General features: G+C 42.7%; 11 protein-coding genes and 1 pseudogene. 2 read left to right on the forward strand and 10 right to left on the reverse strand.

Features of this window, described 5'->3' with window-relative positions:
• Positions 1-5 precede the first annotated feature (5 nt).
• The 6 genes from JMW90_RS03530 to JMW90_RS03555 all read right to left on the reverse strand — a co-directional run bounded on the left by JMW90_RS03530 (position 6) and on the right by JMW90_RS03555 (position 5,251).
• The gene (locus JMW90_RS03530) at positions 6-1,145 is read right to left on the reverse strand and encodes a copper resistance protein B (RefSeq protein ID WP_201561720.1); all 1,140 of its coding nucleotides are present in this window, start codon (positions 1,143-1,145) and stop codon (positions 6-8) included.
• 25 nt (positions 1,146-1,170) lie between these two features.
• Positions 1,171-2,877, reverse strand: a complete 1,707-nt coding sequence (locus JMW90_RS03535; RefSeq protein WP_201561721.1) for a copper resistance system multicopper oxidase — start codon at positions 2,875-2,877, stop codon at positions 1,171-1,173.
• Between the two features lie 90 nt (positions 2,878-2,967).
• A complete protein-coding gene (locus tag JMW90_RS03540; RefSeq protein WP_201561722.1) occupies positions 2,968-3,630 on the reverse strand; it encodes a DUF411 domain-containing protein in 663 nt (220 codons plus the stop codon).
• Positions 3,631-3,802: 172 nt separating this feature from the next.
• On the reverse strand, positions 3,803-4,429 hold the full coding sequence (locus JMW90_RS03545) for a c-type cytochrome (RefSeq protein ID WP_201561723.1): 627 nt from the start codon (positions 4,427-4,429) through the stop codon (positions 3,803-3,805).
• Positions 4,430-4,507: 78 nt separating this feature from the next.
• The gene (locus JMW90_RS03550; protein ID WP_201561724.1) at positions 4,508-4,780 is read right to left on the reverse strand and encodes a hypothetical protein; all 273 of its coding nucleotides are present in this window, start codon (positions 4,778-4,780) and stop codon (positions 4,508-4,510) included.
• A 174-nt stretch (positions 4,781-4,954) separates the two neighbouring features.
• Positions 4,955-5,251, reverse strand: a complete 297-nt coding sequence (locus JMW90_RS03555) for a hypothetical protein (RefSeq protein WP_201561725.1) — start codon at positions 5,249-5,251, stop codon at positions 4,955-4,957.
• Between the two features lie 338 nt (positions 5,252-5,589).
• Between JMW90_RS03555 and JMW90_RS03560 the strand changes: the two genes are divergently transcribed.
• Both JMW90_RS03560 and JMW90_RS03565 read left to right on the forward strand, forming a co-directional pair.
• A complete protein-coding gene (locus JMW90_RS03560) occupies positions 5,590-6,297 on the forward strand; it encodes a heavy metal response regulator transcription factor (RefSeq protein ID WP_201561726.1) in 708 nt (235 codons plus the stop codon).
• Entirely contained in the window at positions 6,294-7,778 is a 1,485-nt protein-coding gene (locus JMW90_RS03565) for an ATP-binding protein (protein WP_201561727.1), read from the forward strand. The genes JMW90_RS03560 and JMW90_RS03565 overlap by 4 nt, the downstream gene beginning before the upstream one ends.
• A 46-nt stretch (positions 7,779-7,824) precedes the next feature.
• Here the strand turns inward: JMW90_RS03565 and JMW90_RS03570 are convergent, their stop codons facing one another.
• The 4 genes and pseudogenes from JMW90_RS03570 to JMW90_RS03590 all read right to left on the reverse strand — a co-directional run bounded on the left by JMW90_RS03570 (position 7,825) and on the right by JMW90_RS03590 (position 13,440).
• Complete coding sequence (locus JMW90_RS03570) at positions 7,825-9,009, reverse strand: ammonium transporter (protein WP_201561728.1); 1,185 nt, start codon at positions 9,007-9,009, stop codon at positions 7,825-7,827.
• Positions 9,010-9,614: 605 nt separating this feature from the next.
• Positions 9,615-10,661 (reverse strand): annotated as a pseudogene (locus JMW90_RS03575) (alpha/beta hydrolase).
• Positions 10,662-10,898: 237 nt separating this feature from the next.
• On the reverse strand, positions 10,899-11,666 hold the full coding sequence (locus JMW90_RS03585) for a DUF3726 domain-containing protein (RefSeq protein ID WP_201561731.1): 768 nt from the start codon (positions 11,664-11,666) through the stop codon (positions 10,899-10,901).
• Positions 11,650-13,440, reverse strand: coding sequence for a hypothetical protein (locus JMW90_RS03590; protein ID WP_201561732.1), 1,791 nt, complete (start codon positions 13,438-13,440; stop codon positions 11,650-11,652). Before JMW90_RS03590 ends, JMW90_RS03585 begins: the two co-directional genes overlap by 17 nt.
• Positions 13,441-13,450: the final 10 nt, after the last annotated feature.

Consider the following 13,450-nt stretch of genomic DNA (forward strand, 5'->3'; position numbering starts at 1 on the left):
TAATGTTAGAACCAGAATTTAACCCCGGCCGTCAAACTACTGCTATCAACCGATTCATTTTCTTGACGTCTTTGACCACGAGCACTGCCAAGAGCCGTCTCATAACTTACACCGACGTAAGGTGCCAGTTGGCGACTTAATGTCTCATAAGTAAGCCTGACTTCAGCATCTAATTCATTAAAGCCTTTAGTAATATGATTGTCGCTGTCTTCTTTACTAAATGCCGTTAGTTCTAACTCCGGTATCACAACCCAGCGCTGACTCAAACGCCACTCATATTCTGCACCAAGGTCCAATCGGACTTGTCCATCAGAATACAGATAAGCTCTAGCATCGGTTTCAATAAAGTAAGGCATGGTACCGACAATACCGGCCATAAGGGCAGGCTTATCATTCTTGGTATCATAAGCGACACCTGCTTCACCATTCCAAAAAATACTCAACGGCTTCCAGTAAGCCAGTGAGCTCAAGCTGTCAATGTCTTTCTCATCTTGAGTCTGTATACTGCCTTCACTACGCAAAGATAGACGGCGCTCATCTACGCCATACCAAGCATCAACCTCATAATTAATCTGATCATCATCAAACTGATAACCTAAATCATCTACAGAAACACCCCATAATGGCATGTCACCCATCATCATAGGCTTACCATACTGTCCATAAGGAACGCCGTTTGAGTAGTCGGAACTTCGTGCATCAGCTGGAGCCTCACCACCTTGCATACCTGACATATCCATACTGCCATGATCCATACCTGACATGTCCATTTTGCTATGGTCCATATCCGACATGTCCATACCTGACATGTCCATTTTGCTATGATCCATATCCGACATATCCATATCTGACATATCCATTTTGCTATGGTCCATATCCGACATATCCATGCCCGACATGTCCATTTTGCTATGATTCATACCTGACATATCCATACTGCTATGGTCCATATCTGACATATCTATACCTGACATGTCCATATTGCTATGGTCCATATCCGACATATCCATTTTGCTATGGTCCATACCTGACATAGTTATATCTTTTTTAGCAGTGGCAGGGTCAGCAGCGTTTGCTAAAGGTGACATTAGTAGTAGCAAAGATGAAATGCCAATAAACGATAGACCTACTTTATATTTTTTCATAATAAGGCTCACATTCAAAGGTTTATTAAACAACGGCAACTTCTCTAAACATACCAGCTTCCATGTGATAGAGCAGATGACAATGCCATGCCCATCGACCAGCCTCTCCTGTGACATCAAAGCTGATTTTTTGTGCCGGTTGCACCATCATAGTATGCTTACGCACCTGAAACTCACCGTTAGGCATGCGCAAATCGCTCCACATCCCATGTAAATGCATCGGATGGTTCATCATCGTGTCATTGACTAGAGTAATGCGCACGCGCTCACCCGGCTTAATATTAACCGGTGTCGCCTCACTGAACTTAACCCCATCAAACGCCCAGATATAGCGCTCCATGTTACCGGTTAAATGTAGCTCGATCTCTCTAGTAGGCTTGTGCTGCTCCGCAAATATGGCTTCATCGACAGAACGCAGCTGGCTATAATTCAACACTTTTCTATCAATATTGCGCAGGTTGATACCGGGATCATCAATGTTCATACGTGGACTGTCCACACGCATATCGCTCTTGAAGTCGTATTCTGTTTTGGCATGTTTAGCTTTATACCCATCAGCGCCCATAGCGCCCATCATATCTGCCATGGTGAGCCATTCGATTTTGTCCATGGCAGGCGTTGCCGCACGAGCGCCTTCTTTAGTGGCAAGCGTCGCTGCGACATAGCCTGAACGGTCTATGTTTTGGGCAAATATGGTATGTGCCTCTTTGGTCGGGGTGACGATGACATCATAGGTTTCAGCCACGCCAATACGAAAATCATCAACACTTACAGGCGCTACATCGTTGCCATCCGTTGAGACGACTGTCATCTTCAAACCCGGAATACGCACATCAAAAATGGTTTGCGCTGATGCATTGATAAAGCGTAGCTTAACGCGCTGTCCTGCTTTGACGATTTGCGCCCAATTAGCCGCGGTTGTTTTACCATTCATCAGATAAGTAAAGGTATTTTCGCCCGACAAGTCCGTAAAATCAGTGGGCATCATGCGCATCTGATTCCACATTTTGCGCTTATCAAAGGCGGTTTTCATATCTGTTTCGGCAATATCAGCAAGCAGTTTTTTGAAGTCTGGTAGATGATAGTTATCAAAATCTGAGCGCTGTTTGAGCAGCTTTAATAGATTATGCGGGTTGCGGCTGGTCCAATCACTAAGCACGATTACGTGGTCTTCTTCGATAGGATGGCGCTCACGACCTTTAGGTTCAATCACAATAGCACCTAACATACCGGTTTGTTCTTGGAAGCCACTGTGTGAGTGATACCAATAAGTGCCTGATTGTTTGAGCTTAAATTTATAAGTAAAGGTGCTGTTCGCAGGAATACCGTCAAAGCTAATGCCCGGCACTCCATCCATCTCAAAAGGTACCAACAATCCATGCCAATGAATGGAGGTTGATTCATCCATCTGATTATGAACACGTATCACCACCGTATCGCCCTCACGCATCTTTAGCGTCGGTGCTGGCAGTGAATCATTGATGAGCGTTGCCATGCTCTTTTTACCATTCACAATAGCGGACTGTTTACTGACGTATAAATCAAACTCTTTACCGGTCAATACCGGTACTTTATGCGTGTTTTGATCACTGTTGATAGTAGCGCCCTGACTGCCTGAGCGACTCGAATGTCCCAATGCACTACTGGCAATGGTCGGCAGCAAGGAGGCGCCAAGGACAACAGAGGACCCAGTTAAAAAACGTCGGCGGTTCAATATGTTCTGTTTATTCATAATGATGACCTAATTTAATTTGAGAGATGATGAGCTTATAGTTATCATATTTTCGATATTTAACAGCATCTATTCATAGCTAAGCCAACACTATAGTTGCTGCTGAACAGACTCAATAGCAGCATACACTTCTGTGCTGCCATCCTTGTTGATCTGCATCACTTGATAAGGCGTAAATTTGTCTCCATTTTTCATACCCGGACTACCGACCGGCATACCAGGTACGGCAAGCCCAATCGCATCACTTGGTGGGCTGGCTAAAAACTGTGCCATGTGTTTGGCCGGAACATGACCTTCAAAGACATAACCGTCTGTAGTGACCGTAGTGTGACAAGCGCGCATATTCTGTGGCATACCATAACGCTCCTTGAATAAGGATACATCTGCAACATCGTGCGTGGTTGCGCTTAATCCATTATCTTCTGCATAGCCTACCCATTCTTTACAGCAGCCACAGTTGGCATCTTTATAGACCGTCGCTGAGACGTTTTTGAGTAACGTGGACTGAGTGGTTACGGGGGTCATAATCGGTGCAACTTCAGCTTTTCTTACTTCTTGAGTAGTAATTTTAGCTTCTTGTACTGTTTGTGTGGTAATAGCATCAGACTGGTCAGGCTTTGCATCAGAGGCGCTGGTATTAGATTGGCTGCAAGCGGCTAATGTGAGAGGTAGTGCCGTTATCGCCATCAATAAAAGGACACGACCGGATAACCAGTGATGTCCATTAGAAAATACGTGTGCGTCATGTCTCATTAAATCACCTCTAAATGTCTATTGTTATGCTAGATATCCTAAAAATCAGACCCTATATTTATGACCTTAACTACTTAACTACTTAACTACAAACGTTAAATGCAGCACCATTCAGTACTGCATTGTTAATAACGACACCCGCGAGTGATGATGCTTTTATATCTAGACAGGGTTAATGCTGCATTCCAGATCCATCATCCGACATATCCATATCCATGCCCATACCATCATCCGACATATTCATATCACCATCAAATGACATGTCCATCATATCGTCATTGATCCTAGTGGTTAGAATTGTGTACTGAGCTTCATCTAATTCAGGTAACGATCTGATAAAAGCCACCATTGCCCACATTCTATCATCATCATGAGAGGCGCCCCATGCAGGCATTCCCGACGCCATAATGCCGTGTTTGATTACCCAAAAGCCTTGCTTTGCACCATCCTCAGTTTGATAACGCTTGACGATATCAGCCTTGGTAAAGTTAGGCGGCTTTGGATATAAGCTTTCGCTAAAGTCAGTTTTTGCCACTCCCGGAGACAAGTGACAGCCTGCACACATATCCTTATAATCCGCGCCACCAGAGCTGATCATGTCAACCTTTTCTAAGTCTGGTACCACAATATCTTTACTGGCGTTTTTTATAGAACGATTGCGCGCGGTCTCTAAAAAACTATACATCATTGGGTTATGCTCTTGGTCGGCACCCACATTGACAACGCCGCTGCTAACAACCGCAAATACGCCGACGATTGCCACAAATACAGTAAAGAGCGCACCCAATAAAAATTTCATATACTTTCCTAAAAACTTATTTCCGTTAATTTTTCTCTGTTGCTAGAGAAGAGCTATGATTTAACAGAGCTGAAATTTTTAAGATTTACTGTCAGTAGTCACGCAATGTTTTTGGTACATTTGCTTCATTTTACTCATGTTAGCCATCATGGCTTTCATGGCAGGATCAGCCATGTCCATCTTGCTATGATCCATTTTTCCCATCATCTGCATATGTTTTTGCATCTTTTCACAGTTCATTTGATCTTTTTCAGCATGCATTTTGGGGTCATGAGCCATCGCTGAGGTTGATACAACAAGAGCAATGGCAGTAAGGGCGATTGATTTAGACAGTGATTTAAATTTTGACATAATTAATTCCTATTTATTTATTGAAAGTTATTAACGCCTGAGTCTGTTTAAAGTCAAGACTGTTAAATTGATTTAAATAATACCTTATTCATTCTGACTGGTAGATGACAATAAGATTACAATGCTGTCAGACTTCTACTTTTGTATTTTAATATCGCAGATAATCTTTTAGTATTACTTCTCACTACCATATTTTTTCACAAAATACTTTTCAGATTGCAAATGTTGATCTTGATGCTGAACCTGACAAGCCACTCTAGCATCGATATAACCTTTCATTTGAGCATCAGATATCTTAGCATCATTATGATCAGCGTTTTTTGCAAATTCAGTAACCGCATCGCAGTTATCAATAATTGAAGTACTTAAGTTGGTCGTATGCGCATTGGCCGCTGACATGCCGACTAACATCGATACTGACATTGAGACTGACAGTAACGCTGCTTTTTTTAATGAACTATAATTTTTCATATAAAACCCTTTTAAGATAAATAAACTATGTAAGTAAGATAATCGCTTAACTCATAGAAGCGGTCTGTATCAAACACAAGCCTCTATGTGGCGTTGATTTAGAATACTAAATGGTGGCTGACAGTTAGATGACACCAACATGACATGTTTGTTAGAAACAAAACAATATTGTCATCTTATTGTCATTAAAACCAAATACCAGCATCCACTTTTATCCAGAGCGCACCGTTATAACACAGATTCTTGATAACACAGGTTCTTCAGAAATGTACAAATGATAAGCTAACCACCTTAGTGATATGCTATTGACAACTATAATGATATGAAGGAAAGCTGCGGTGAAAGTACTGTTAGTAGAAGATGAGGAAAAACTTGGCGAATATATTAAGAAAGGCTTAACTGAGGCCGGTTTCATCGTGGATCATCACATGACAGGTTTAGATGGCTATCATGCGTTGATGACTGAAGAATTCAGTGTGGTGCTGATGGATGTGATGCTACCTGACGTCAGTGGCTTTGAGCTGGTACAGCGCTACCGTGCCGCTGGAAAGCATACGCCTGTTTTATTTTTAACGGCTAAAGATGATTTAAGCGATCGGATCAAAGGTATTGAAATTGGTGGCGATGACTATCTGACCAAGCCTTTTGCTTTCGCTGAGCTGATTGTCAGAATAAAAAGTTTGCTGCGACGTGCCAATCAATCGGACTATAAAAGCACGGTCATACATATCGCTGATCTAAAAATGGATATCACCAAACGTATAGTGCACAGAAATAGTGTCGCTATTAAACTAACGGCAAAAGAGTTCTCTCTACTGCAATTCTTTTTAGAGCGTCAAGGCGAGGTACTGCCGCGCTCTGTCATCGCCTCGCAAGTATGGGATATGAATTTTGACAGTGATACGAATATCATTGACGTTGCTATCAGACGTTTACGAATCAAAATCGATGACGACTTTGATACTAAGCTGATTCATACAGTACGCGGGATGGGCTATCGGTTAGATGCGCTGGCGGCCGACAGTAACAAAGACGATCTAAAATGAGATATAAATTTAAGAATCGACGTTGGCCGCTGTTATGGCGCACTGTCTTTTTATTGACCATATTTGTTGTCATCTCTCAAGTCATTATTTATATATGGGTTCAGCGCTCTGTTAACGAGCACTTTGAGCAAATGGACTCAGAAATCATTACTCATGCTGCGTTTAATCTGCGCAAGCGTATGATTGCCTTGGACAAAAAAATAGAGCCATTAACCGCTTCAAAGACCCAATCACTCATTGATGCCAATCACCTGCATTCTTCTTGGTTAGATTATGATTTAAAAACGCTAATATCAGACAAAAACGGAAATTTATTGTCTAGCGATCCCAGTAGTTTTATCCATGATTTACCGGCAGGTTTTAGCTTGTTACACCTACGGCAGAACTATCGCGATCAGCAGTTTATGATCAAAATAGGTAGTAGACATTATCGAGCGATGGTCATTGCAAACCAAGAGGCTTTGGCGCTTATTGCACTGCCTATCGATGTTCATCATCAGTATCTCATCCAGTTTAACCGTCATCTGATTATGATACTGATTGCGATCACACTATTACTGGTGTCAATTGCCGCATTGAGTGTCTATTGGGGGTTTGCGCCACTAGCGACTATTGTCCAAAAGATGAAAGGTATCGATCCTGAACAGCTGGATGAAAGAGTGGTCGTCGGTAACATGCCGCAAGAGCTACGACCATTGGCTGAGTCTTATAACTTAATGATGGAGAAGCTGGAAAGTAATTTTGAATCATTATCACGCTTCTCAGACAATATTGCCCATGAGCTACGTACTCCGCTGGCGACGCTTGGCACTCAAACCCAAGTGATGTTGACTAAGCCTAGAGAAAGCCATGAATATGTGGAGCAGCTGCACCATCAGCATGACACCCTTGAGCAGTTATCTACGCTGATTAATAACATGCTGCTGCTGGCAAAGACACAAAAGGGCTTGTCTGACTCACAGCTCAATCGGGTTGATACTGAGTCAATGTTCACTAAGCTCATTGATTACTATGAGCTGATCGCAGAAGATCGGAATATAACTTTTGAAAAGACGGGCAACTTTAGAGCCGTATTAGGAGATGAAAGCTTATTGCAAAGACTGTTCGCCAATCTCATGTCAAATGCCATTTACTATGCTGCTAGTGACAGTATGATCACGATTGACGCCTCTAATATTGAGATATCAACGGTTACTCATACTGGCACGAGTGATAAGCAAAACATAAAATCCTCTGTGTTAAAGCCCGCCTCTTTCAAAGTAGTGATCTCTAATCGCTTGGATCAGCCATTGACTCAAGTAGAGGCAGATAAACTGTTTGAGCGCTTTTATCGTCATCATAGAACGAATACCATGCATTCGGGAACAGGCTTAGGCTTATCCATCGTGCAGGCTATCGCCAATGCCCATAATGGCAAAGTCAGTATTACTATAAAAGAGGAGTATTACTTTCAAGTCAGTGTCGAGCTGTTGCTGGCTTGATCGATAAGAGCAAAAGAGATAAACATACAAATATCCATTTTGATGGCTAAAATCCATTTTCACCATACGTCGCAGACACTTTGTGTATGGCTAAATCAGCACCGTCGAACTCATCTTCTTCACTTAGACGAATACCGATCGTATACTTCAACATACTATAAACCAGTAGCCCGCCTATAGTAGCGAAAAGTATAGCTGCGACACTGCCAATCAGCTGTGAAACTAAGCTGACGCCACCGAGGCCACCCAATGCAGCGCTACCAAAAATGCCTGCTGAGATACCACCCCAAATTCCGCAAATGCCATGCAAAGGCCAAACACCAAGGACATCGTCGACTTTGATTTTGTTTTGCGTGATCGTAAACATATAGACGAATATTGCGCCTGATACTGCGCCAATGGTGAGCGCTCCAAGCGGATGCACTATATCAGAACCTGCGCAAATAGCGACTAACCCCGCCAATGCCCCATTATGCATAAACCCTGGATCGTTTCTGCCGATGACCGTAGCTGCCAATACGCCACCTGCCATTGCCATCAATGAGTTGAGCGCCACTAAACCTGAGATACCCTCCACTCGCTGCGCACTCATTACATTGAAGCCAAACCAGCCAACGATTAATATCCAAGAACCTAGTGCCAAAAAGGGAATAGAGGACGGTGGATGCGCATTGACACGACCATCCTTGTAACGACCACGTCTGGCACCAAGCAATATTACAGCGCTCAAAGCAATCCAACCGCCCATAGCATGGACAACCACTGACCCTGCAAAATCATGGAAAGGCGCGCCAAAGCTAGCCTCAAGCCAGTCTTGAAAGCCAAAGTTACCGTTCCAGATGATGCCTTCAAAAGTAGGATAGATCAAAGCGACAATTACGAATGTGGCAATAAACTGTGGCCAGAGTTTCGCACGTTCGGCGATACCGCCTGAGATGATAGCGGGAATGGCAGCGGCAAAGGTCAATAAAAAGAAAAACTTAACGAGCTCATAGCCACTAGATTCGATCAGCTCGCTGGCGCTTACGAAAAAACTGACATCATATGCTACATAGTAACCAATAAAAAAGTAGGCCATGGTTGAGATGGCAAAATCACCCAAGATTTTACTAAGCGCATTGACTTGATTCTTCTCACGTACTGTACCTACTTCTAAAAAGGCAAATCCTGCATGCATTGCCAAAATCATGATAGCACCAAGTAAAATAAACAGTACGTCGATTGGAGTCATCGTGAAAAGCCTTTTGTAGAGTGAGGTAAGTATTAAGTTATGAGAAAAATATAAAGATTGAATAAAAAGTTTAACTTCGCCAATAATTTATCAGATAACGGCATATGGTAAAGAAAAAATATATCTCTATAAATACCGCGCTAATTCTGCCTGAAAATACATTTTTGCTCAAACTTATAACATAACCTCGTCAATTCAACATTATCCTGATGCTCGCTTAATATTGGTTACTTATGATTTAATAGTAGACCTATAAAATACTTAGACTGACGAAACTTATACCATTATCAATTAGGCAAAAATGCTGATAGTTATCGATTTAACGACTTATGACTCATATAGTCAGTCCTAAATAAAACAAGTACAAATATTATCAATCACTACTGAGGTTAATTTTTTGCAGCCTCTGTCTGCGTAAGCACAGCAAGCAAGAAAAATGAATATCAGCAGTACTTGATGTATCGATATTACTTTTCCCTGACTATACCATTACACCAATGAATAAAAGATAGGGTTTAGGACGCCGCATAAAAAAGGGTAGGACTGAGTCCTACCCTTTTTTGGTCATTTGGAAGCAAGAACCTACTAACTACTATATAAAATAATTATTTAGTGAAGTTATTTTTTAAGAAATTCGCCGCTTCCGTAATTGCCGTTTTCGTCGCAGGCGTTTGTGCATATGGGTTTAGCATCACAAAATCATGGGTTGTAAAGTCGTAACGCGTGCTCTGCGTCTTCACGCCAGCTAGCGTCAGTTTAGAGGCAAAAGCTTCACCCTCGTCACGTAACACATCATTGGCATCCGTAATCACGAGCGCAGGTGGTAAGTTTGCAAGATCTTTTTGGCTATAGTTCAATGGCGACACGCCTGGATTGGAGCTGTCGACACCTTTAGGTAGATACGCATTCCAGAACCATTGCATACTTGCCTTGCTAAGCCATGGACCATTTGCAAAAAGCTTGTAAGAATTACTGGTCAAGTCTGCGGTAGTCACCGGATAGAACAGAACCATTGAGTCGAGTGGCAGACCTTCGTTTTTGGCACGTACAGCATTGATGGCGACCATCTGACCACCGACTGAATCCCCTGCGATAGACAGCTGATTGGCATCAATACCAAACATAGCAGCATTCTATGATACATACTTCAGTACAGCATAGGTCTGATTAAGCTGAACGGGATGCTTTTTCTCAGGGGCAGGACTATACTCTACAAAGACCATCGCCGCATTTGCTTGGGTCGCTAAATCACGCATCAACCTTTCATGAGTGGTAAAATCGCCCAGTATCCAACCGCCGCCGTGGAAGTAAACCACACCCGGCAGTGCCTTACCTTTTGTGCCCACTGGACGGACCGTATAGACTTTGAACTCACCATCCATACCGACTTTAAAAGTCATCTCTTTCACATCTGCAGGTGGCATAGCAGTGACACCTTTGGTTTGGGTATCGATCAAGACCTGACGCGCTTTTGCATAAGGCAGTTGATTGATCGGCGTCGTTCCTTTTAGGCTATCAATGAACTGTTGTGTGGTTTTTTCTAGGACGACCGTTGGAATATTGGTATTCGGTACTGAGTTATCATGGGCGAAACTCAAAACTGGCATAGCAAGAATGGCAACGCTGGTTGCAAGGGTACGAAAGATCATCATATAAGTCTCTTTATTCAGTGAGTTTGTGAGATAAATTCAGCAGACAATGACCAAATCATGTTCGAATAGAAAATCTGATCCAGAGTTCACCTACGTAGACAGAGAGAATAATTGAAAATAAAAAGTAATGAAAAACAATACCTTCTGTGTACTACCTTAATCTCGTAAGGTTTTTTACCTTACCACACTATTACAGAATTCCTTTTATAATTTCGTAATGAGTGCTTGTTCTATAGCCTATATACCTCCTGCCCCTTTACTTGATGCCTCACTGTTTTCGACCAATATTGCGGTAGCGCTTTTTTTCAGAACTGCCCACTGCTCGTCATCAACATAAATGCCTTCTTTCCATGCCCGCTGATGGGTTGCATACAGCTCATCTGTTGATACTTTATAATCAAAGTGCTGAATATCCTGTTCAATATCAAAGTTGGCTGTTGATAGCTCAATGACCATGTCATTGGTATTGGTATTGGTATTGGTATTGGTATCGGTATCGGTATCGGTATTATAGTTAGCCTGCGCCTCATTAAAAAAATACAGATCAGGATAAACAAACCTTTTATCTAATGTAAATATCGTATGTTTGGGTGCGCTGCCATTGTCCCATTTAGCCAAACAAGCGATGCCTTTTGCCGCCAGTTTTGCAAGCTCACTATAAGCCAGCCAGCGGTTATGACAATTTTGCAAATATACTTTAAAATGATCGCGACTGCCCATCTTTTCAATCACATAATCCATCACTGCGGGTAGATGACAGACCAAACTGCTCCCATGCAAGTCTAATCTGACTTCACCCTCGCCTTGATAGATGATATCAATCGCAACATCACGCTCAGACAAAATAAAAGGACTGGCATTATTGAAATGCAAAATACCATTTAGACCAGCCATTTGTAGCTCAGCTACCATGGAAGCAATAAGGTCAGCTTCACCTACTTCACGTTGCATGCCCAAAAAAGCTTTATTCACCATGGTCACTATTTCATTATGCGATACGATCATGGGTTACCTCTCTTTCTGATACAGATAAATCCGGTAATAAAGGAAACAGCCACTCATCGCTGTGTACTTCGGCAAACAAAGGCGCACCTTGGAATAGCGTGACACGCACCCAGCGATCTGATCTTGGATCGAACTTGGTCGCGCCAAACATAGACAATTTACAACGTAACAAATGCATTGGTAATGCCGTCTTTTGCAGCACATTAATCTGAATATCGCCCATCTTTTTATGCCCCATTGTCCAGACGCGCCGAGCAATTGAGCGATACTTTGGTTGTTTTAAGATAAATTCTGATAACAGTTGCTGTGGATCCGCTTGTTGTAATGCCAGATATAATGTATTCGCCTGCCTACCAATATCTAATAGGAACTCCTTATCATCACCACGCTCTTGTCCGCGCACACCCATTCTTGGCTCTTCTTTATCTTCTGAGCGATACCAGAACCAATAGACATTATCTTCTGCCTCAAAATCAATACTGATCGCCCACTGATAACGCGCTTCTAATACGTCAATCAAATCTTGCACGACTTTGCCGCTAGGTAGTGACATAGTTTCATCAGCATTGGCTTGCCCTGCAAACACATCAACAAGCTCAGGATACAGCTCCATCAGGCAAGAAGTAATGACCTCTTGGCTCTCAAAACTAAGGTGTGCCTGACGCTGTAAAAAATCAGCCCACGTAACGCATCCTTCAATCTCGCTCATAAAGTTATTTTGTAGCTTATTCAGCTCATCAACGACGGTACTATTCAATAGAATTTGCGGCTCATTGATAGTCACCACTTCAGAGAAATGCTGGATAGCGCGCTTTATTAAATTTGAGAGCTGCTGGATTTTATTATTGTTATTGTTGTTATTGTCATTGTCATTGTCATTGTTATTGCTGTTATTGTCATCTTCAATATCACAGACCAACACCGCTTGTAGCGCCCCTTCACGAGCACTCAGCCATTGATCAACGACACAAGGATGATTGATCAAATAAGGCGCCATGCCAAGACCAGTCGCATTACCTATGCCCAGATACCGCTTAATCTCCGGATGCAAGCTGGCCGCTTTAGCGCCACCCTTTTTTTGAGCCAAATAATCGACCCAATCAAGGCTAAACTCTCGAATGAGATACACCGCACACATCTGGGCTCGAAAAGATTGATTAAAATCCTCGCTGTGATCCAGCGGTTTAAAGTCATAAATACCGAATTTACCGTTGCCATAAACTGCTGTAGTACGCAGGATATAACCCACTTGCGCCAGTACGTCCAAATCAGGCTGCTGACCTTTAGCTAAGGATGAGACGATATGGTCAAAGACCCGCACGCTTTTATTTGCACGTGCCAGCACCATTACCATGTTGGAGTTACGACCCGCTTCTTGCAATGGCACATTGGCTTTTAGATTGGCAAGTAGCTCGTCCCCTATTTCGCCATAGACGAGGGCAAATGTGACATCCCATTTTTGCGCAATGACGCGATCGTTACGCTCTTCATCGGCAATCTGATTGCAAAACACCACCAGATGATAAACATGCTCAGGGGTTTGCAAGCGATAAATGACCTGTCCGTAGCCGTCGTTATCTAAATCCCATAGGTGCTTGCTTAATGTCCAATGCTCTTTGTCGATTTTACGCAATAACGTACGCACGAAGCTGATACGCGTTTGGTGCATGGCACCCAGTCGTTCAGAATGCATCACCACGTCGGGTGTACGGAAGCTGACTGCATCTAGCTTATCGTTGCTTGTGTCACCATTGATTAGTAGGCTATGTTCCATATAACGATCA

This window comes from Psychrobacter glacincola (assembly GCF_904846215.1).
Taxonomy (GTDB): Bacteria; Pseudomonadota; Gammaproteobacteria; order Pseudomonadales; family Moraxellaceae; genus Psychrobacter; species Psychrobacter glacincola.

Coding starts and splice junctions, on each gene's coding strand:
- JMW90_RS03530 (WP_201561720.1), bottom strand. CDS start 1,145: ATGAAAAAATATAAAGTAGGTCTATCGTTTATTGGCATTTCATCTTTG.
- JMW90_RS03535 (WP_201561721.1), bottom strand. CDS start 2,877: ATGAATAAACAGAACATATTGAACCGCCGACGTTTTTTAACTGGGTCC.
- JMW90_RS03540 (WP_201561722.1), bottom strand. CDS start 3,630: ATGAGACATGACGCACACGTATTTTCTAATGGACATCACTGGTTATCC.
- JMW90_RS03545 (WP_201561723.1), bottom strand. CDS start 4,429: ATGAAATTTTTATTGGGTGCGCTCTTTACTGTATTTGTGGCAATCGTC.
- JMW90_RS03550 (WP_201561724.1), bottom strand. CDS start 4,780: ATGTCAAAATTTAAATCACTGTCTAAATCAATCGCCCTTACTGCCATT.
- JMW90_RS03555 (WP_201561725.1), bottom strand. CDS start 5,251: ATGAAAAATTATAGTTCATTAAAAAAAGCAGCGTTACTGTCAGTCTCA.
- JMW90_RS03565 (WP_201561727.1), top strand. CDS start 6,294: ATGAGATATAAATTTAAGAATCGACGTTGGCCGCTGTTATGGCGCACT.
- JMW90_RS03570 (WP_201561728.1), bottom strand. CDS start 9,009: ATGACTCCAATCGACGTACTGTTTATTTTACTTGGTGCTATCATGATT.
- JMW90_RS03585 (WP_201561731.1), bottom strand. CDS start 11,666: ATGATCGTATCGCATAATGAAATAGTGACCATGGTGAATAAAGCTTTT.
- JMW90_RS03590 (WP_201561732.1), bottom strand. CDS start 13,440: ATGGAACATAGCCTACTAATCAATGGTGACACAAGCAACGATAAGCTA.